22 protein-coding genes are annotated in these 17,118 nt (G+C 58.8%); 20 read left to right on the forward strand and 2 right to left on the reverse strand.

Going from position 1 to position 17,118, the window contains the following annotated elements:
• Window positions 1–77: 77 nt before the first annotated feature.
• Window positions 78–4,289 carry a DNA-directed RNA polymerase subunit beta' gene (gene rpoC / locus ATY79_RS06805; protein ID WP_088691784.1) on the forward strand — a complete coding sequence of 1,404 codons (4,212 nt, stop codon included), beginning with the start codon at window positions 78–80 and terminating at the stop codon, window positions 4,287–4,289.
• Between the two features lie 86 nt (window positions 4,290–4,375).
• Here the strand turns inward: rpoC and ATY79_RS06810 are convergent, their stop codons facing one another.
• Together ATY79_RS06810 and ATY79_RS06815 are read right to left on the reverse strand one after the other, a co-directional pair.
• Window positions 4,376–4,801: an NUDIX domain-containing protein gene (locus ATY79_RS06810; RefSeq protein ID WP_088691785.1), complete on the reverse strand. Its 426-nt coding sequence runs from the start codon at window positions 4,799–4,801 to the stop codon at window positions 4,376–4,378.
• A gap of 7 nt (window positions 4,802–4,808) precedes the next feature.
• On the reverse strand, window positions 4,809–5,102 hold the full coding sequence (locus ATY79_RS06815) for a transcriptional regulator (RefSeq protein WP_088703374.1): 294 nt from the start codon (window positions 5,100–5,102) through the stop codon (window positions 4,809–4,811).
• Window positions 5,103–5,587: 485 nt separating this feature from the next.
• Here ATY79_RS06815 and rpsL point away from each other — a divergent pair, with 485 nt between their 5' ends.
• The 19 genes from rpsL to rpsN all read left to right on the forward strand — a co-directional run bounded on the left by rpsL (window position 5,588) and on the right by rpsN (window position 17,111).
• A complete protein-coding gene (rpsL, locus tag ATY79_RS06820) occupies window positions 5,588–5,959 on the forward strand; it encodes a 30S ribosomal protein S12 (protein WP_003547537.1) in 372 nt (123 codons plus the stop codon).
• 77 nt (window positions 5,960–6,036) lie between these two features.
• A complete protein-coding gene (gene rpsG / locus ATY79_RS06825) occupies window positions 6,037–6,507 on the forward strand; it encodes a 30S ribosomal protein S7 (RefSeq protein WP_007531641.1) in 471 nt (156 codons plus the stop codon).
• Window positions 6,508–6,536: 29 nt separating this feature from the next.
• Entirely contained in the window at window positions 6,537–8,636 is a 2,100-nt protein-coding gene (fusA, locus tag ATY79_RS06830; protein ID WP_088691787.1) for an elongation factor G, read from the forward strand.
• Window positions 8,637–8,705: 69 nt separating this feature from the next.
• Window positions 8,706–9,881 (forward strand): elongation factor Tu, encoded by a 1,176-nt coding sequence (gene tuf, locus ATY79_RS06835; RefSeq protein ID WP_018857113.1) that lies wholly within the window; start codon window positions 8,706–8,708, stop codon window positions 9,879–9,881.
• Between the two features lie 310 nt (window positions 9,882–10,191).
• Window positions 10,192–10,500, forward strand: a complete 309-nt coding sequence (gene rpsJ, locus ATY79_RS06840; RefSeq protein ID WP_003547547.1) for a 30S ribosomal protein S10 — start codon at window positions 10,192–10,194, stop codon at window positions 10,498–10,500.
• A gap of 34 nt (window positions 10,501–10,534) precedes the next feature.
• Complete coding sequence (gene rplC, locus ATY79_RS06845; protein WP_007531659.1) at window positions 10,535–11,176, forward strand: 50S ribosomal protein L3; 642 nt, start codon at window positions 10,535–10,537, stop codon at window positions 11,174–11,176.
• 13 nt (window positions 11,177–11,189) lie between these two features.
• Complete coding sequence (gene rplD / locus ATY79_RS06850) at window positions 11,190–11,810, forward strand: 50S ribosomal protein L4 (RefSeq protein ID WP_007531661.1); 621 nt, start codon at window positions 11,190–11,192, stop codon at window positions 11,808–11,810.
• Window positions 11,807–12,100, forward strand: a complete 294-nt coding sequence (locus ATY79_RS06855; RefSeq protein WP_007531663.1) for a 50S ribosomal protein L23 — start codon at window positions 11,807–11,809, stop codon at window positions 12,098–12,100. Before rplD ends, ATY79_RS06855 begins: the two co-directional genes overlap by 4 nt.
• Window positions 12,101–12,111: 11 nt before the next feature.
• Window positions 12,112–12,948, forward strand: a complete 837-nt coding sequence (gene rplB, locus ATY79_RS06860; RefSeq protein ID WP_088691788.1) for a 50S ribosomal protein L2 — start codon at window positions 12,112–12,114, stop codon at window positions 12,946–12,948.
• Between the two features lie 15 nt (window positions 12,949–12,963).
• The gene (rpsS, locus tag ATY79_RS06865) at window positions 12,964–13,242 is read left to right on the forward strand and encodes a 30S ribosomal protein S19 (protein WP_007531666.1); all 279 of its coding nucleotides are present in this window, start codon (window positions 12,964–12,966) and stop codon (window positions 13,240–13,242) included.
• 2 nt (window positions 13,243–13,244) lie between these two features.
• Window positions 13,245–13,634: a 50S ribosomal protein L22 gene (rplV, locus tag ATY79_RS06870; protein WP_007531667.1), complete on the forward strand. Its 390-nt coding sequence runs from the start codon at window positions 13,245–13,247 to the stop codon at window positions 13,632–13,634.
• Window positions 13,634–14,353 carry a 30S ribosomal protein S3 gene (gene rpsC, locus ATY79_RS06875; protein ID WP_007531669.1) on the forward strand — a complete coding sequence of 240 codons (720 nt, stop codon included), beginning with the start codon at window positions 13,634–13,636 and terminating at the stop codon, window positions 14,351–14,353. The genes rplV and rpsC overlap by 1 nt, the downstream gene beginning before the upstream one ends.
• A 36-nt stretch (window positions 14,354–14,389) precedes the next feature.
• Complete coding sequence (rplP, locus tag ATY79_RS06880; RefSeq protein WP_003573792.1) at window positions 14,390–14,803, forward strand: 50S ribosomal protein L16; 414 nt, start codon at window positions 14,390–14,392, stop codon at window positions 14,801–14,803.
• Window positions 14,804–14,815: 12 nt separating this feature from the next.
• Window positions 14,816–15,016, forward strand: a complete 201-nt coding sequence (gene rpmC, locus ATY79_RS06885) for a 50S ribosomal protein L29 (protein WP_007531673.1) — start codon at window positions 14,816–14,818, stop codon at window positions 15,014–15,016.
• Between the two features lie 12 nt (window positions 15,017–15,028).
• A complete protein-coding gene (gene rpsQ / locus ATY79_RS06890) occupies window positions 15,029–15,268 on the forward strand; it encodes a 30S ribosomal protein S17 (RefSeq protein WP_007531674.1) in 240 nt (79 codons plus the stop codon).
• Between the two features lie 264 nt (window positions 15,269–15,532).
• Window positions 15,533–15,901, forward strand: coding sequence for a 50S ribosomal protein L14 (rplN, locus tag ATY79_RS06895; protein WP_007787738.1), 369 nt, complete (start codon window positions 15,533–15,535; stop codon window positions 15,899–15,901).
• Between the two features lie 12 nt (window positions 15,902–15,913).
• Window positions 15,914–16,216 carry a 50S ribosomal protein L24 gene (gene rplX, locus ATY79_RS06900; RefSeq protein WP_037127218.1) on the forward strand — a complete coding sequence of 101 codons (303 nt, stop codon included), beginning with the start codon at window positions 15,914–15,916 and terminating at the stop codon, window positions 16,214–16,216.
• On the forward strand, window positions 16,216–16,773 hold the full coding sequence (rplE, locus tag ATY79_RS06905; protein ID WP_088691789.1) for a 50S ribosomal protein L5: 558 nt from the start codon (window positions 16,216–16,218) through the stop codon (window positions 16,771–16,773). Before rplX ends, rplE begins: the two co-directional genes overlap by 1 nt.
• Window positions 16,774–16,805: 32 nt before the next feature.
• The gene (gene rpsN, locus ATY79_RS06910) at window positions 16,806–17,111 is read left to right on the forward strand and encodes a 30S ribosomal protein S14 (RefSeq protein WP_003573787.1); all 306 of its coding nucleotides are present in this window, start codon (window positions 16,806–16,808) and stop codon (window positions 17,109–17,111) included.
• Window positions 17,112–17,118 lie beyond the last annotated feature (7 nt).

Consider the following 17,118-nt stretch of genomic DNA (forward strand, 5'->3'; position numbering starts at 1 on the left):
TTGAGCGTTGGCGCGGCTCCCGGGATTTGCCGCCGTCCATGCAAGATAAGGGCGCATCGCCCATGAAGGAGACAGGCATGAACCAAGAGGTCATGAATCTTTTCAATCCGCAGGTGCCTGCACAGAACTTCGATTCCATCCGGATTTCGATTGCTTCTCCGGAGAAGATTCTTTCCTGGTCTTACGGTGAGATCAAGAAGCCGGAAACCATCAACTACCGTACGTTCAAGCCGGAACGCGACGGTCTCTTCTGCGCGCGTATTTTCGGACCGATCAAGGACTACGAGTGCCTGTGCGGCAAGTATAAGCGCATGAAGTACAAGGGCATCATCTGCGAAAAGTGCGGCGTCGAAGTCACGCTGTCGCGCGTTCGCCGTGAGCGCATGGGCCATATCGAGCTCGCAGCTCCCGTTGCCCACATCTGGTTCCTGAAGTCGCTGCCATCTCGCATCTCGACGCTGCTCGACATGACGCTGAAAGATGTAGAGCGCGTTCTCTACTTCGAAAACTACATCGTCACCGAGCCGGGCCTCACCGCCCTCAAGGAGCACCAGCTCCTCTCGGAAGAAGAGTACATGCTGGCCGTCGACGAATACGGGGAGGACCAGTTCACGGCCATGATCGGTGCTGAAGCCATCTACGAGATGCTGGCATCGATGAACCTCGAGAAGATCGCTGGCGATCTGCGCTCCGAGCTTGCCGACACCACGTCGGACCTCAAGCAGAAGAAGCTGATGAAGCGCCTGAAGATCGTTGAGAACTTCATGGAATCCGGTAACCGTCCGGAATGGATGATCATGAAGGTCGTCCCGGTCATCCCGCCGGACCTGCGTCCGCTGGTTCCGCTGGATGGCGGCCGTTTCGCGACGTCGGATCTCAACGATCTGTACCGCCGCGTTATCAACCGTAATAACCGTCTGAAGCGCCTGATCGAACTGCGCGCTCCGGGCATCATCATCCGTAACGAAAAGCGCATGCTGCAGGAATCTGTGGACGCGCTGTTCGACAACGGCCGTCGTGGCCGCGTCATCACCGGCGCCAACAAGCGTCCGCTGAAGTCGCTGTCCGACATGCTCAAGGGCAAGCAGGGCCGCTTCCGTCAGAACCTGCTCGGCAAGCGCGTCGACTATTCCGGCCGTTCGGTCATCGTGACCGGTCCGGAACTCAAGCTGCACCAGTGCGGTCTTCCGAAGAAGATGGCGCTCGAGCTCTTCAAGCCGTTCATCTATGCCCGCCTCGACGCCAAGGGTTACTCCTCGACCGTCAAGCAGGCCAAGAAGCTGGTTGAAAAGGAAAAGCCTGAGGTTTGGGATATCCTCGACGAGGTCATCCGCGAGCATCCGGTTCTCCTGAACCGCGCACCGACGCTGCACCGTCTGGGCATCCAGGCCTTCGAACCGACCCTGGTCGAAGGCAAGGCCATCCAGCTGCATCCGCTCGTCTGCACGGCCTTCAACGCCGACTTCGATGGTGACCAGATGGCCGTTCACGTGCCGCTGTCGCTCGAAGCGCAGCTCGAAGCCCGCGTTCTGATGATGTCGACGAACAACATCCTGCACCCTGCAAACGGCGCACCGATCATCGTTCCGTCGCAGGACATGGTTCTCGGCCTGTACTATCTCGCGATCATGAACCAGAACGAGCCGGGCGAAGGTATGGCCTTCTCCGACCTCGGCGAACTGCACCATGCGCTCGAGACCAAGGTCGTTACGCTGCACACCAAAATCCGCGGCCGCTTCAAGTCGATCGGCGAGGACGGCAAGCCGTACTCGAAGATCTATGAAACGACTCCGGGCCGCCTGCTCATCGGCGAACTCCTGCCGAAGAACGGCAAGGTGACCTTCGACGTTTGCAACCAGGAAATGACCAAGAAGAACATCTCCAAGATGATCGACACGGTCTACCGTCATTGCGGCCAGAAGGACACGGTCATCTTCTGCGATCGTATCATGCAGCTCGGCTTTGCCCATGCCTGCCGCGCCGGCATTTCGTTCGGCAAGGACGACATGGTCATTCCGGAAACCAAGGCAAAGATCGTCGGTGACACCGAAAATCTGGTCAAGGAATACGAGCAGCAGTACAACGACGGCCTGATCACTCAGGGCGAGAAGTACAACAAGGTCGTTGACGCCTGGGGCAAGGCAACCGAGAAGGTCGCTGAGGACATGATGGCACGCATTAAGGCCGTCGAGTTCGATCCGAACACCGGTCGCCAGAAGCCGATGAACGCCATCTACATGATGTCGCACTCCGGTGCCCGTGGTTCTCCGAACCAGATGCGTCAGCTGGGCGGCATGCGTGGCCTCATGGCCAAGCCGTCGGGTGAAATCATCGAGACGCCGATCACGTCGAACTTCAAGGAAGGTCTGACCGTCAACGAGTACTTCAACTCGACCCACGGTGCCCGTAAGGGTCTCGCAGACACCGCTCTGAAGACGGCCAACTCCGGTTACCTGACCCGTCGTCTCGTCGACGTCGCGCAGGATTGCATCGTCAACCTCGTGGATTGCGGCACCGACAAGGGCCTCACCATGACCGCCATCGTCGATGCCGGTCAGGTCGTTGCCTCGCTCGGCGCGCGTATCCTCGGTCGTACGGCCCTTGATGATATCGATCATCCGGTCACCGGCGAGCGTCTCGTCGATGCTGGCAAAATGATCCTTGAGCCCGATGTCATCGAGATCGAAAAGGCTGGTATCCAGTCGATCCGCATTCGTTCGGCTCTGACCTGCGAAGTTCAGACCGGCGTTTGCTCGGTTTGCTACGGTCGCGACCTTGCACGCGGCACGCCCGTCAACATGGGCGAAGCAGTCGGCGTTATCGCGGCTCAGTCGATCGGCGAGCCTGGTACGCAGCTCACCATGCGTACGTTCCACCTTGGTGGCACTGCAAACGTGGTCGACCAGTCGTTCCTGGAAGCCTCGTATGAAGGTACGATCCAGATCAAGAACCGCAACGTTCTACGCAACTCGGAGAACGTTCTGGTCGCGATGGGCCGTAACATGACCGTCCAGATCCTGGACGAGCGTGGTGTCGAGCGCTCCTCGCAGCGCGTTGCTTACGGTTCGAAGCTGCACGTCGACGAAGGCGACAGGGTCAAGCGCGGCCAGCGTCTGGCAGAGTGGGACCCCTACACCCGTCCGATGATGACGGAAGTGGCTGGTACTGTTCAGTTCGAAGACGTGATCGACGGTCTCTCGGTTCTCGAAGCGACCGACGAATCCACCGGTATCACCAAGCGTCAGGTTATCGACTGGCGTTCGACGCCGCGCGGTTCGGACCTCAAGCCGGCAATCGTCATCAAGGACGCCAGCGGCAATGTCATGAAGCTGTCCCGTGGCGGTGACGCTCGCTTCCTGCTCTCGGTCGACGCCATTCTGTCGGTCGAGCCGGGCACGAAGGTCTCCCAGGGTGACGTTCTTGCGCGTTCGCCGCTGGAAAGCGCCAAGACCAAGGACATCACCGGTGGTCTGCCGCGTGTTGCCGAACTGTTCGAAGCTCGTCGTCCGAAGGACCACGCCATCATCGCTGAGATCGATGGTACGATCCGCCTTGGCCGTGACTACAAGAACAAGCGTCGCGTCATCATCGAACCGGCGGAAGACGGTGTCGAGCCTGTCGAATACCTGATCCCGAAGGGCAAGCCCTTCCACCTTCAGGAAGGCGACTACATCGAAAAGGGTGACTACATCCTCGACGGTAACCCGGCTCCGCACGACATCCTGGCGATCAAGGGCGTCGAAGCTCTGGCTTCGTACCTGGTCAACGAAATCCAGGAAGTCTATCGCTTGCAGGGCGTTGTCATCAACGACAAGCACATCGAGGTGATTGTCCGTCAGATGCTGCAGAAGGTGGAAATCACCGATGCCGGCGACTCGACCTATATCGTCGGCGACAACGTCGATCGTATCGAGCTCGAAGACGTCAACGACGCGCTGATCGAACAGGGCAAGAAGCCCGCCTATGGCGATCCGGTTCTGCTGGGTATCACCAAGGCGTCTCTGCAGACCCCGTCCTTCATCTCCGCGGCTTCCTTCCAGGAAACCACGAAGGTGTTGACGGAAGCAGCGATCGCCGGCAAGACCGACGGGCTGCAGGGGCTGAAGGAAAACGTCATCGTCGGCCGCCTGATCCCGGCCGGTACCGGTGGCACGATGACCCAGATCCGCCGTATCGCTACGTCGCGTGACGAGCTGATCCTCGAAGAACGCCGCAAGGGCACGGGCGCCGATGTCGCCACGCCGATGCTGCAGGATCTCGCAGGCGAGAGCGCACCGGCTGCCGAATAGTCGGCAGCTTGGTTCTGAGAATTGAAAAGCCGCCCGGAGCGATCCGGGCGGCTTTTGTTTTAGGTTCGTTATCGCTGCGAGCAGGCTTAGCCAAGCAGCGGTAATCCATGCTCCATGCCATAGCCGAGCCGACTCTGGGCGTCGTCGAAGCCGAGCCAGAAGAAACGGAACAGAATCGGACCGCCGCCGAAAGGCGTCATTTCTCGATGCTGCCAGGTGACGGGGTGGTCGCCTTCAAGGTGAATGTGGAAGTAGTGCCGCCGATGGCGGACTTCCGCACCGTCCTTGGAAAAGCGATAGTCGTGGACGGTGAGCGGAGTGAGGGGAGTTGCGGGTCGGATCCCGGTCTCTTCAGAGAATTCCCGAAATGCGGCGGCGTCGATATCTTCGCCGATCTCTACCGTGCCGCCCGGAACCTGAAGCTCGACCTCGGGAAAGTCGGGCTCATCGAAAACCAGGAGCCGGTCGCGCCAGGTCGCATAGATCAGCACCTTGAGCGCATCCGGCTTCATCGCTGCTTCAGCTGAAGCGGATGATCGCGACTTCGCCATCGACGGCGCGCTGATAGGCGGAGGCATGCGGCTCCTCTTCCGGGACCTCGGTCAGCATGCCGATCTGATCGAGATCGGCCTCGATGAAGCCTTCCTCGGCGAGGGCGTTCAGAGCTTCCCGCACTGCACTATCGTCGTCGGCGGCCTTGAGCATGATGTGGAGGTCGACACCCTCGCTGTTGTCGGACTCATAGCCCTTGCCGATGATGATGAAGACCATCGGGCCTTCGGAATTGTTGTCGTTGTCGGGGGCAGTAATCATCGGATGTCCTTCGATTCGAGATTTGAATCTGATTTCATGCGCTTAGCGTCTGCAATCGGTGATTCCATAGCGGCTTTTTGTTGCAATGCCCAAGTTTATCTTGCCGTGCTGCGGTGAATTCGCCTAGAAGCCCCAAAAGAGGGTGTAATGGCCCGGTTTCAAGGCGTTCAGCCGAAGTTTATTTCTTAACGGCCTTGACGAGACGACGGGAAACCAGTAGTACCCGCGCCATCCGGACCCATGTGAGGCATGGCCATTCGGGGCGACGCGCCCCGGAGATCACCTCAAACAAGGTTCGAAACGCACGTTGAAGATATGATGCCTGCACGCATGACGCATGTCTTTTGCGTCCTCTGCTCTCAGTGGTCCATCTGCGAAAGCGGATCGGGCCACGTTTTGCGCATTGAGACAAGCGTGTGGTCTTGCCGGAGACGGCGCGAGTTACGCCCGCAAGGGATTGAGATATAAACGTAAGGGATGGTTGAATGCCTACCGTAAACCAGCTTATCCGCAAGCCGCGTCAGGCGAACGTAAAGCGTAATAAGGTTCCTGCTCTGCAGGAAAACCCACAGAAGCGCGGCGTTTGCACCCGCGTTTACACGACGACCCCGAAGAAGCCGAACTCGGCTCTCCGTAAGGTCGCAAAGATCCGTCTGACCAATGGCTTCGAAGTCATCGGCTACATCCCGGGCGAAGGTCACAACCTTCAGGAACACTCTGTCGTCATGATCCGTGGCGGCCGCGTTAAGGACCTTCCGGGTGTTCGTTATCACATCATCCGCGGCGTTCTCGATACCCAGGGTGTCAAGAACCGCAAGCAGCGCCGTTCGAAGTACGGTGCGAAGCGTCCGAAGTAATTCGGTTTTGAAATCCCGGCGCTGCGCGAGGTCCTCCGCGTGGTAGAGCGCCTTTAACAGTTGAAGAGACGAGAAGTATGTCCAGACGTCACAGAGCAGAAAAGCGCGAGATCAACCCGGACCCGAAGTTCGGCGATCTGGTTGTAACCAAGTTCATGAATGCAATCATGCTTGACGGCAAGAAGTCTGTCGCAGAGAGCATTGTATACGGCGCATTCGACGCCGTGCAGGGCAAGTCCAAGCAGGAGCCGCTCGGCGTGTTCCATCAGGCTCTGGATAACGTTGCTCCGCACGTTGAAGTCCGTTCGCGCCGCGTTGGTGGTGCAACCTATCAGGTTCCGGTTGATGTTCGTCCAGAGCGCCGTCAGGCTCTGGCCATCCGCTGGCTGATCGCTGCCGCGCGCAAGCGCAACGAAACGACCATGGTCGATCGACTGTCGGGCGAGCTTCTCGATGCATCCAACAACCGTGGTTCCGCGGTCAAGAAGCGCGAAGACACGCACAAGATGGCTGACGCCAACCGTGCGTTCTCGCATTATCGCTGGTAATCCCGAACGGGTTCGAAAGGCAGTCCACAATGGCTCGCGAATATAAAATCGAAGACTACCGAAATTTCGGTATTATGGCGCACATCGACGCCGGCAAGACGACGACGACGGAGCGTATCCTTTACTATACCGGCAAGTCGCACAAGATCGGCGAAGTGCACGATGGCGCGGCCACGATGGACTGGATGGAGCAGGAGCAGGAGCGTGGTATCACGATCACCTCCGCTGCCACCACGACCTTCTGGAAGGGCCGTGACGGCAAGATGCGCCGCTTCAACATCATCGACACCCCCGGCCACGTTGACTTCACCATCGAAGTCGAGCGTTCGCTGCGCGTTCTCGACGGTGCTATTGCTCTTCTCGACGCCAACGCCGGGGTTGAGCCGCAGACGGAAACCGTCTGGCGTCAGGCTGAGAAGTACAATGTTCCGCGCATGATCTTCTGCAACAAGATGGACAAGACCGGCGCAGACTTCTACCGCTCGGTTGAGATGATCAAGACCCGTCTCGGTGCAACGGCTGTCGTCATGCAGCTTCCGATCGGCGCAGAAACTGAGTTCAAAGGCGTCGTCGACCTGATCGAGATGAATGCTCTCGTCTGGCGCGATGAATCGCTCGGCGCCCAGTGGGACGTCGTCGAAATCCCTGAGGACATGAAGGCGAAGGCTGAAGAATATCGCGAAAAGCTGATCGAGACCGTTGTCGAGATCGACGAAGCCGCGATGGAAGCCTACCTCGAAGGCAACATGCCCGACAACGATCAGATCCGCGCGCTCGTTCGCCGCGGCACGATTGACGTCAAGTTCCACCCGATGTTCTGCGGTACCGCCTTCAAGAACAAGGGCGTTCAGCCTCTGCTCGATGCCGTCGTCGACTACCTGCCGTCGCCGCTCGACATTCCGGCGATCAAGGGCATCGACTTCAAGACCGAAGCTGAAATCGAGCGTCATGCTGACGATTCCGAGCCGCTTTCGATGCTCGCGTTCAAGATCATGAACGACCCCTTCGTCGGTTCGCTCACCTTCGCACGCATCTACTCCGGCAAGCTCGAAAAGGGCTCGTCGGTTATGAACACGGTCAAGGACAAGCGCGAGCGTGTCGGCCGTATGCTGCAGATGCACTCGAACTCGCGTGAAGACATCGAAGAAGCCTTTGCAGGCGATATCGTCGCTCTCGCTGGCTTGAAGGAAACCACCACGGGTGACACGCTCTGCGATCCGCTGAAGCCTGTTATTCTCGAGCGCATGGAATTCCCCGAGCCGGTCATTCAGATCGCGATCGAGCCGAAGTCCAAGGGCGACCAGGAAAAGATGGGCCTCGCGCTCAACCGCCTGGCTGCTGAAGACCCGTCCTTCCGCGTCAAGACCGACCAGGAATCCGGCCAGACGATCATCGCCGGCATGGGCGAACTTCACCTCGACATCATCGTTGACCGTATGCGTCGCGAGTTCAAGGTTGAAGCAAACGTCGGTGCTCCGCAGGTCGCTTACCGCGAAACCATCACACGTCAGCACGAAGAAGACTACACGCACAAGAAGCAGTCCGGTGGTACCGGTCAGTTCGCGCGCGTCAAGATCGTCTTCGAACCGAACCCGGATGGCGAAGACTTCAAGTTCGAATCCAAGATCGTCGGCGGTGCTGTTCCGAAGGAATACATCCCGGGCGTTCAGAAGGGTATCGAAAGCGTTCTGTCCTCCGGTCCGCTGGCTGGCTTCCCGATGCTCGGCGTCAAGGCGACGCTCATCGACGGCGCCTTCCACGACGTCGACTCGTCGGTTCTGGCGTTCGAAATCGCTTCGCGTGCCTGCTTCCGTGAAGCAGCCAAGAAGGCCGGCGCTCAGCTCCTCGAGCCGATGATGAAGGTAGAAGTCGTAACGCCGGAAGACTACGTCGGCGACGTTATCGGCGACCTGAACTCTCGCCGTGGTCAGATCCAGGGCCAGGAAAGCCGTGGTATCGCCGTCGTTATCAGCGCCAACGTTCCGCTGGCGAACATGTTCAAGTACGTCGATAACCTGCGCTCCATGTCGCAGGGCCGTGCTCAGTACACGATGACCTTTGATCACTACGCGCCGGTCCCGTCGAACGTCGCAACGGAAATCCAGGCAAAGTATTCCGGTCAGAAGTGACCGGAATACCAATTGACCGATAACAAGAATTAGATCCCTCAGGGGACCTTAAAAGAGTGGAGAGCCCACATGGCAAAGAGTAAGTTTGAGCGCAACAAGCCGCACGTTAACATCGGCACGATCGGCCACGTTGACCACGGCAAGACGTCTCTGACGGCAGCGATCACGAAGTATTTCGGCGAGTTCAAGGCGTACGACCAGATCGACGCGGCTCCGGAAGAAAAGGCTCGCGGCATCACCATCTCGACGGCGCACGTCGAGTATGAGACCCCGAACCGCCACTATGCCCACGTTGACTGCCCCGGCCACGCCGACTACGTCAAGAACATGATCACCGGTGCTGCCCAGATGGACGGCGCGATCCTGGTTTGCTCAGCTGCTGACGGCCCGATGCCGCAGACCCGCGAGCACATCCTGCTCGCTCGTCAGGTTGGCGTTCCGGCAATCGTCGTGTTCCTCAACAAGGTCGACCAGGTTGACGACGCCGAGCTTCTCGAGCTCGTCGAGCTCGAAGTGCGCGAACTTCTGTCGTCCTACGACTTCCCGGGCGACGACATTCCGGTCATCAAGGGCTCGGCTCTGGCTGCTCTCGAAGACAGCGACAAGAAGATCGGCGAAGACGCGATCCGCGAGCTGATGGCTGCTGTTGACGCCTACATCCCGACGCCTGAGCGTCCGATCGACCAGCCGTTCCTGATGCCGATCGAAGACGTGTTCTCGATCTCGGGCCGTGGTACGGTTGTGACCGGTCGCGTCGAGCGCGGTATCGTCAAGGTTGGCGAAGAAGTTGAAATCGTCGGCATCCGCCCGACCTCGAAGACGACGGTGACCGGCGTTGAAATGTTCCGCAAGCTGCTCGACCAGGGCCAGGCTGGCGACAACATCGGCGCTCTCGTTCGCGGTGTGAACCGTGACGGCGTCGAGCGTGGTCAGATCCTGTGCAAGCCGGGCTCCGTCAAGCCGCACAAGAAGTTCAAGGCCGAAGCCTACATCCTGACGAAGGAAGAAGGCGGCCGTCATACGCCGTTCTTCACGAACTACCGTCCGCAGTTCTACTTCCGCACGACGGACGTCACGGGCATCGTCACGCTGCCGGAAGGCACGGAAATGGTTATGCCTGGCGACAACGTCACGGTTGACGTCGAGCTGATCGTTCCGATCGCGATGGAAGAAAAGCTGCGCTTCGCGATCCGCGAAGGCGGCCGTACCGTCGGCGCAGGCATCGTCGCCTCCATCGTCGAGTAAGCTTCGACCGGCCGCTTCATTCGGAGCGGCCGATTCGATGACATTATTATGATGCAAGCGGCTCTAGCCGCTTGCTTATTACAGAGAAATGTTGCAAATGGCGCGCGAGCGCGATTTGCGCCCTGCTTCGTTCATTGGAGCGGGTGACTACAGCAAACAATAAGGTGGGCCGTCAGGCCTGAAGACTAGATAGGGATGCTGCATTCCGGTGTCCCTCTCGATCTTTGAAACCGGTGGTCCGCCTTAGGAAAAAGAACAACCCGTGTCTGCCCAACAGGCACGTGGGAAACAAACACAAGGATAACGTCGAATGAACGGCCAAAATATCCGCATTCGCCTGAAGGCGTTCGATCACCGGATTCTCGATGCTTCTACGCGCGAGATCGTGTCGACGGCGAAGCGCACCGGTGCTAGCGTCCGGGGCCCCGTTCCGCTTCCGACTCGCATCGAGAAGTTTACGGTCAACCGGTCCCCACACATCGACAAGAAGAGCCGCGAGCAGTTCGAGATGCGCACACATAAGCGCCTTCTCGACATCGTTGACCCGACACCGCAGACGGTAGACGCGCTGATGAAGCTCGATCTCGCCGCTGGTGTCGATGTTGAGATCAAGCTCTGAGCCCCGCTCGAGCTGAGTTGGAAGGATTGAACCGATGCGTTCAGGTGTGATTGCACAGAAGGTGGGCATGACCCGCGTCTACAACGACGCTGGCGAACATGTTCCGGTAACAGTACTGCGCATGGAAGGCTGCCAGGTTGTGGCCCAGCGCACAGTAGAAAAGAACGGCTACGCCGCAGTTCAGCTCGGTGCTGGCACGGCGAAGGTCAAGAATACGTCAAAGGCGATGCGCGGCAATTTTGCTGTCGCCAACGTCGAGCCGAAGGCTAAGCTCGCTGAATTCCGCGTGTCGGAAGACAACCTCCTCGAGGTTGGTACCGAGCTCAAGGCGGGTCACTTCGCAGCTGGTCAGCTCGTCGATGTGACGGGTACGACGATCGGTAAGGGCTTTGCGGGTGCTATGAAGCGCCACGGTTTCGGCGGTCTTCGCGCCACGCACGGTGTGTCTGTGTCGCACCGCTCGCATGGTTCGACGGGTTCGCGCCAGGATCCGGGCAAGGTTTTCAAGAACAAGAAGATGGCTGGTCACATGGGCCAGACGCGCGTAACGACTCAGAACCTTGAAGTGGTTTCGACCGACGAAGATCGTGGTCTGATCCTGATCAAGGGTGCAGTGCCCGGTTCCAAGGGTGCCTGGATCATCGTGCGCGACGCCGTCAAGTCGGCCGCGAAGTAAGGGAGCCAGACCAATGGAATTCAACGTCAAAACCCTCGAGGGAAAAGACGCAGGGAAGGTTTCTCTTTCTGACGCGATTTTCGGCCTTGAGCCCCGCGAAGACATTCTTGCCCGCGTGATCCGCTGGCAGCTTGCCAAGAAGCAGCAGGGCACGCACCAGGCAAAGGGCCGCGCGGACGTTTCGCGCACCGGCGCCAAGATGTACAAGCAGAAGGGTACGGGCCGCGCTCGTCACCATTCGGCTCGCGCTCCGCAGTTCCGCGGCGGTGGTAAGGCACACGGCCCGGTCGCTCGCAGCCACGAACACGACCTTCCCAAGAAGGTTCGTGCTCTCGGCCTGCGTCACGCCCTCTCGGCCAAGCTGAAGTCCGACGATGTCATCATCATCGACAGCCTGGTTGCTGCAGAAGCAAAGACCAAGGCACTGGCATCTGCTTTCGAGACGCTCGGCCTGACCAATGCGCTCTTCATCGGTGGCGCTGAACTTGATGGCAACTTCAAGCTCGCAGCTCAGAACATCCCGAACATCGATGTTCTGCCGATCCAGGGCATCAACGTTTACGACATCGTGCGCCGCGGCAAGCTCGTGCTTTCCAAGGCTGCCGTCGAAGCTCTAGAGGAGCGTTTCAAGTGACCGACCTTCGCCACTATGATGTGATCGTCTCGCCGGCGATTACCGAAAAGTCCACGCTGGTATCGGAAAACAACCAGGTTGTTTTCAATGTCGCCAAGAAGGCGTCGAAGCCGGAAATCAAGGCTGCAGTCGAGGCGCTGTTCGGCGTCAAGGTCACGGCCGTCAACACTCTGCTCCGCAAGGGCAAGACCAAGCGTTTCCGCGGTTTTGTCGGCAAGCAGCAGGACGTGAAGAAGGCAGTCGTAACGCTGGCTGAAGGCCAGACGATCGACGTCTCCACCGGTCTCTGAGGAATAAAAAGATGGCATTGAAAACATTCAATCCTACGACCCCGAGCCAGCGGCAGCTGGTCATCGTCGACCGCTCCGGCCTCTACAAGGGCAAGCCGGTCAAGGCGCTGACGGAAGGTCTGACCAAGAGCGGCGGTCGTAACAACCTCGGCCGCATCACAGCCCGCTTCATCGGCGGCGGTCACAAGCGCACGTACCGTCTGGTCGACTTCAAGCGTCGCAAGTTCGACGTTGAAGGCACTGTCGAGCGTATCGAATACGATCCGAACCGTACGGCTTTCATCGCGCTGGTGACCTATGCTGACGGCGAGAAGGCCTACATCCTCGCTCCGCAGCGTCTCGCTGCCGGCGACAAGGTCATCTCTTCGGAGAAGGCTGTCGACGTGAAGCCAGGCAACACCATGCCGCTGCAGTTCATCCCGGTCGGCTCCATCATCCACAACGTGGAAATGAAGCCGGGCAAGGGTGGCCAGATCGCACGTTCGGCTGGCGGTTACGCACAGCTCGTCGGCCGCGACCAGGGCATGGCGATCCTTCGCCTGAACTCCGGTGAACAGCGCCTTGTACACGGCACTTGCCTTGCTTCGATCGGTGCGGTTTCGAACCCGGATCACGCCAACATCAACGACGGCAAGGCCGGTCGTACCGTTTGGCGCGGCAAGCGTCCGCACAACCGCGGTGTTGTCATGAACCCAGTCGACCACCCGCACGGCGGTGGTGAAGGCCGTACCTCTGGTGGCCGTCACCCGGTTACTCCGTGGGGTAAACCGACCAAGGGCAAGCGCACCCGGTCGAACAAGTCGACCGACAAGATGATCATGCGCTCGCGTCATCAGCGTAAGAAGTAAGAGAGGAAGTCTCCAATGGCTCGTTCAGTATGGAAAGGTCCGTTCGTTGACGGCTATCTTCTCAAGAAGGCTGAGAAGGTTCGTGAAGGCGGACGTGCAGAAGTAATCAAGATCTGGAGCCGTCGCTCCACGATCCTGCCGCAGTTCGTCGGTCTCACCTTCGGCGTCTACAACGGCAGCAAGCATGTTCCGGTCAGCGTCAATGAAGACATGGTCGGTCATAAATTCGGTGAATTCTCTCCGACCCGGACCTACTACGGTCACGGTGCGGACAAGAAGGCAAAGAGGAAGTAACAATGGGCAAGGCAAAAGCCGAACGCCGGCTGAAGGACAACGAGGCGCAAGCAGTCGCCCGCACGCTCCGCGTCAGCCCACAGAAGCTCAACCTCGTTGCTGCGGCTATCCGCGGCAAGAAGGTCGATCGTGCACTCGCTGAGCTGGAATTCTCCCGCAAGCGCATCGCAGGCGCCGTCAAGAAGACGCTCGAATCTGCGATTGCAAACGCTGAGAACAACCACGATCTCGACGTTGACACGCTGGTCGTCGCAGAAGCCTACGTCGGCAAGTCGATCGTCATGAAGCGTTTCCACGCTCGTGGCCGTGGCCGTGCATCTCGCATTGAGAAGCCGTTCGCGCACCTCACGATCGTTGTCCGCGAAGTGCAGGCACAAGAGGAGGCCGCATAATGGGTCAGAAAATTAATCCAATCGGTTTCCGTCTTGGCATCAACCGTACCTGGGATAGCCGCTGGTTCGCGGACAATGCCGAGTACGGCCAGCTGCTGCACGAAGACCTGAAGATGCGCAAGTTCGTCATGAGCGAACTGAAGCAGGCCGGTATCGCCAAGGTGGTCATCGAGCGTCCGCACAAGAAGTGCCGCGTCACGATCCACTCGGCTCGTCCGGGCCTGATCATCGGCAAGAAGGGCGCAGACATCGACAAGCTCCGCAAGAAGCTGTCGGAGATGACGAATTCCGAAACGCACCTCAACATCGTTGAAGTTCGCAAGCCGGAAGTCGACGCTACGCTCGTTGCACAGTCGATCGCTCAGCAGCTCGAGCGTCGTGTTGCTTTCCGTCGCGCCATGAAGCGTGCCGTTCAGTCTGCAATGCGTCTTGGCGCCGAAGGCATCAAGATCACCTGCGCAGGCCGTCTCGGCGGTGCTGAAATCGCTCGTACGGAGTGGTACCGCGAAGGTCGCGTTCCGCTGCACACGCTGCGCGCTGACATCGACTACGGTACGGCTGAAGCGGAAACCGCTTTCGGCATCTGCGGCATCAAGGTTTGGATCTTCAAGGGCGAAATCCTTGAGCACGATCCGATGGCCTCCGAGCGCCGCGCACTCGAGGGTGACGCTCAGGGTCCGGCAAGCCGCGACCGCGATCGTCGCCGCGACAACGCTTAATAGCGTTGGTGGCAGATAAGTTCGGAGAATAAGAAAATGTTGCAGCCAAAGCGTACCAAGTACCGCAAGCAATTTAAGGGCCGCATCAAGGGCGTCGCCAAGGGTGGTTCTGACCTGGCCTTCGGCGAATTCGGCCTTAAGGCTCAAGAGCCGAACCGCGTCAATGCACGCGAGATCGAAGCGGCCCGCCGCGCGATCACGCGTTACATGAAGCGCGCCGGCCGTGTATGGATCCGCGTGTTCCCGGATGTTCCGGTAACAGCAAAGCCGACCGAAGTCCGTATGGGTAAGGGCAAGGGCTCTGTCGAATACTGGGCATGCAAGGTCAAGCCAGGCCGTATGATGTTCGAAATCGACGGCGTCAGCGAAGAAATCGCTCGTGAAGCGCTTCGCCTCGGCTCTGCCAAGCTCTCGGTCAAGACGCGCTTCGTTCAGCGCATTGCAGAGTAAGGAGCAAGGCACATGAAAGCCGAAGAAGTACGCGGCCTCACGGCCGACCAGCTCAAGGACAAGCTCGCCGACCTGAAGAAGGAGCAGTTCAACCTGCGCTTCCAGAAGGCTACCGGTCAGCTGGAAAAGTCCTCGCGCATCAACGAAGTCCGCAAGGACATTGCCCGCGTGAAAACCATTGCCCGCCAGAAGGCGGCAGAAGCAAAGGCGTAAAGGAAGAATAACATGCCGAAGCGCATTCTGCAGGGCGTTGTCGTTGGCGACAAGAACGAGAAGACTGTCGTAGTTCGCGTTGAGCGTCGTTTCGCTCACCCGCTGCTTCAGAAGACTGTTCGTCGGTCCAAGAAGTACAAGGCCCACGACGAAAACAACCAGTACAAGATCGGCGATGTCGTATCCATCGAGGAATGCGCGCCGATCTCGAAGGACAAGCGCTGGACGGTCGTTTCCGCCCAGGCAAAGTAAGAATTTCTCGCGAGGCCTTGCGTCTCGCGAAAATTTCTGTATGAAGCAGCGTCAGAACGCTCGAAAGACGGGCGTTCTTTTGCTTTGAGCGCACGGAAGGTCCCCTTGGGGAAACCACCCTGGCACGATTTTCCCGCGCTATTCAAGCTATTGCCGTATCTGTGCCTGTCTTCGAGATGGGTTCGGTCGGCTGACAGATTTTCATATGCCGGGAAAGGGGGCTCAAAGCCCAACCATTCCGGTAAAACAAAAAGGCGACCTGATATGATTCAGATGCAAACAAACCTCGATGTGGCGGATAATTCCGGCGCACGTCGTGTCATGTGCATCAAGGTGCTGGGCGGCTCGAAGCGCAAGTATGCCGGGATCGGCGACGTTATCGTCGTTTCGATCAAGGAAGCGATCCCGCGCGGCCGCGTGAAGAAGGGTGACGTGATGAAGGCGGTGGTTGTTCGCACCGCCAAGGAAATCCGTCGCGTTGATGGTTCCATCATCCGCTTCGACACCAATGCAGCAGTCCTCATCGACAACAAGAAAGAGCCGATCGGCACCCGTATCTTCGGACCGGTTCCGCGCGAACTTCGCGCCAAGAACCACATGAAGATCATCTCGCTGGCTCCCGAAGTACTGTAAGGAGCGCGAACGATGCAAAAGATTCGTAAGGGCGACAAGGTCGTCATGCTCGCAGGCAAGGACAAGGGCCGCACTGGCGAAGTCCTCCAGGTTCTGCCTAAGGAAGATCGTGCCGTTGTTCGTGGCATCAACGTCGTAAAGCGCCACCAGCGCCAGACGCAGAGCCAGGAAGCCGGCATCATCAGCAAGGAAGCCGCTGTTCACCTCTCTAACGTTGCAATCGTCGACAAGGACGGCAAGCCGACCCGCGTCGGTTTCAAGGTTGTTGACGGCAAGAAGGTCCGTGTGGCCAAGCGTTCCGGTGAGGTGATCTGATGGCTGACGCAAAGTACGAGCCGCGGCTCAAGAAGGAATATGTCGAGCGCATTCGTGCGGCGATGCAGGAGAAGTTCTCCTACGCCAACGAAATGATGATCCCGAAGCTCGACAAGATCGTAATCAACATGGGTGTTGGTGAAGCGACGGCTGATTCGAAGAAGCCGACTGTTGCTGCAGCCGACTTGGCCGCTATCGCTGGTCAGAAGCCGGTCATCACCCGTGCCCGCAACTCTATCGCTGGCTTCAAGGTCCGCGAAAACATGCCGATCGGCGCGAAGGTCACCCTGCGCGGCGCTCGCATGTACGAGTTCCTGGACCGTCTCGTGAATATCGCGCTTCCGCGCGTTCGCGACTTCCGCGGCCTAAACCCGAAGAGCTTTGACGGCCGTGGCAACTTCGCCATGGGCATCAAGGAGCACATTGTGTTCCCTGAGATCAACTACGACAAGGTTGATCAGATGTGGGGCATGGACATCATCGTTTGCACGACGGCAACGAAGGACGACGAAGCACGGGCTCTGCTGACAGAGTTCAACTTCCCGTTCCGTCAGTAACCGTAACGACGAGCGTAGAAAAGGAACCGCACATGGCGAAGACAAGCGCAGTTGAAAAGAACAAGCGCCGCCGTACTACGGTCGCTAACCAGGCTGCCAAGCGCGCAGCTCTGAAGGCGATCATCATGAACCAGGCTCTTCCGATCGAAGAGCGGTTCAAGGCATCGATCAAGCTGGCATCCCTGCCGCGCGATGGATCCAAGACCCGCATTCGCAACCGTTGCGAAGTATCGGGCCGTCCGCGCGCATACTACCGCAAACTGCGCATGTCGCGTATCGCGCTGCGTGAACTCGGCAATCTCGGCAAGGTGCCGGGCATCGTCAAGTCGAGCTGGTAAGGAGCAG

This window comes from Rhizobium sp. R693 (assembly GCF_002211315.1).
Classification (GTDB): Bacteria; Pseudomonadota; Alphaproteobacteria; order Rhizobiales; family Rhizobiaceae; genus Rhizobium.

Coding starts and splice junctions, on each gene's coding strand:
- rpoC (WP_088691784.1), top strand. CDS start 78: ATGAACCAAGAGGTCATGAATCTTTTCAATCCGCAGGTGCCTGCACAG.
- ATY79_RS06810 (WP_088691785.1), bottom strand. CDS start 4,801: ATGAAGCCGGATGCGCTCAAGGTGCTGATCTATGCGACCTGGCGCGAC.
- ATY79_RS06815 (WP_088703374.1), bottom strand. CDS start 5,102: ATGATTACTGCCCCCGACAACGACAACAATTCCGAAGGCCCGATGGTC.
- rpsL (WP_003547537.1), top strand. CDS start 5,588: ATGCCTACCGTAAACCAGCTTATCCGCAAGCCGCGTCAGGCGAACGTA.
- rpsG (WP_007531641.1), top strand. CDS start 6,037: ATGTCCAGACGTCACAGAGCAGAAAAGCGCGAGATCAACCCGGACCCG.
- fusA (WP_088691787.1), top strand. CDS start 6,537: ATGGCTCGCGAATATAAAATCGAAGACTACCGAAATTTCGGTATTATG.
- tuf (WP_018857113.1), top strand. CDS start 8,706: ATGGCAAAGAGTAAGTTTGAGCGCAACAAGCCGCACGTTAACATCGGC.
- rpsJ (WP_003547547.1), top strand. CDS start 10,192: ATGAACGGCCAAAATATCCGCATTCGCCTGAAGGCGTTCGATCACCGG.
- rplC (WP_007531659.1), top strand. CDS start 10,535: ATGCGTTCAGGTGTGATTGCACAGAAGGTGGGCATGACCCGCGTCTAC.
- rplD (WP_007531661.1), top strand. CDS start 11,190: ATGGAATTCAACGTCAAAACCCTCGAGGGAAAAGACGCAGGGAAGGTT.
- rplB (WP_088691788.1), top strand. CDS start 12,112: ATGGCATTGAAAACATTCAATCCTACGACCCCGAGCCAGCGGCAGCTG.
- rpsS (WP_007531666.1), top strand. CDS start 12,964: ATGGCTCGTTCAGTATGGAAAGGTCCGTTCGTTGACGGCTATCTTCTC.
- rplV (WP_007531667.1), top strand. CDS start 13,245: ATGGGCAAGGCAAAAGCCGAACGCCGGCTGAAGGACAACGAGGCGCAA.
- rpsC (WP_007531669.1), top strand. CDS start 13,634: ATGGGTCAGAAAATTAATCCAATCGGTTTCCGTCTTGGCATCAACCGT.
- rplP (WP_003573792.1), top strand. CDS start 14,390: ATGTTGCAGCCAAAGCGTACCAAGTACCGCAAGCAATTTAAGGGCCGC.
- rpmC (WP_007531673.1), top strand. CDS start 14,816: ATGAAAGCCGAAGAAGTACGCGGCCTCACGGCCGACCAGCTCAAGGAC.
- rpsQ (WP_007531674.1), top strand. CDS start 15,029: ATGCCGAAGCGCATTCTGCAGGGCGTTGTCGTTGGCGACAAGAACGAG.
- rplN (WP_007787738.1), top strand. CDS start 15,533: ATGATTCAGATGCAAACAAACCTCGATGTGGCGGATAATTCCGGCGCA.
- rplX (WP_037127218.1), top strand. CDS start 15,914: ATGCAAAAGATTCGTAAGGGCGACAAGGTCGTCATGCTCGCAGGCAAG.
- rplE (WP_088691789.1), top strand. CDS start 16,216: ATGGCTGACGCAAAGTACGAGCCGCGGCTCAAGAAGGAATATGTCGAG.
- rpsN (WP_003573787.1), top strand. CDS start 16,806: ATGGCGAAGACAAGCGCAGTTGAAAAGAACAAGCGCCGCCGTACTACG.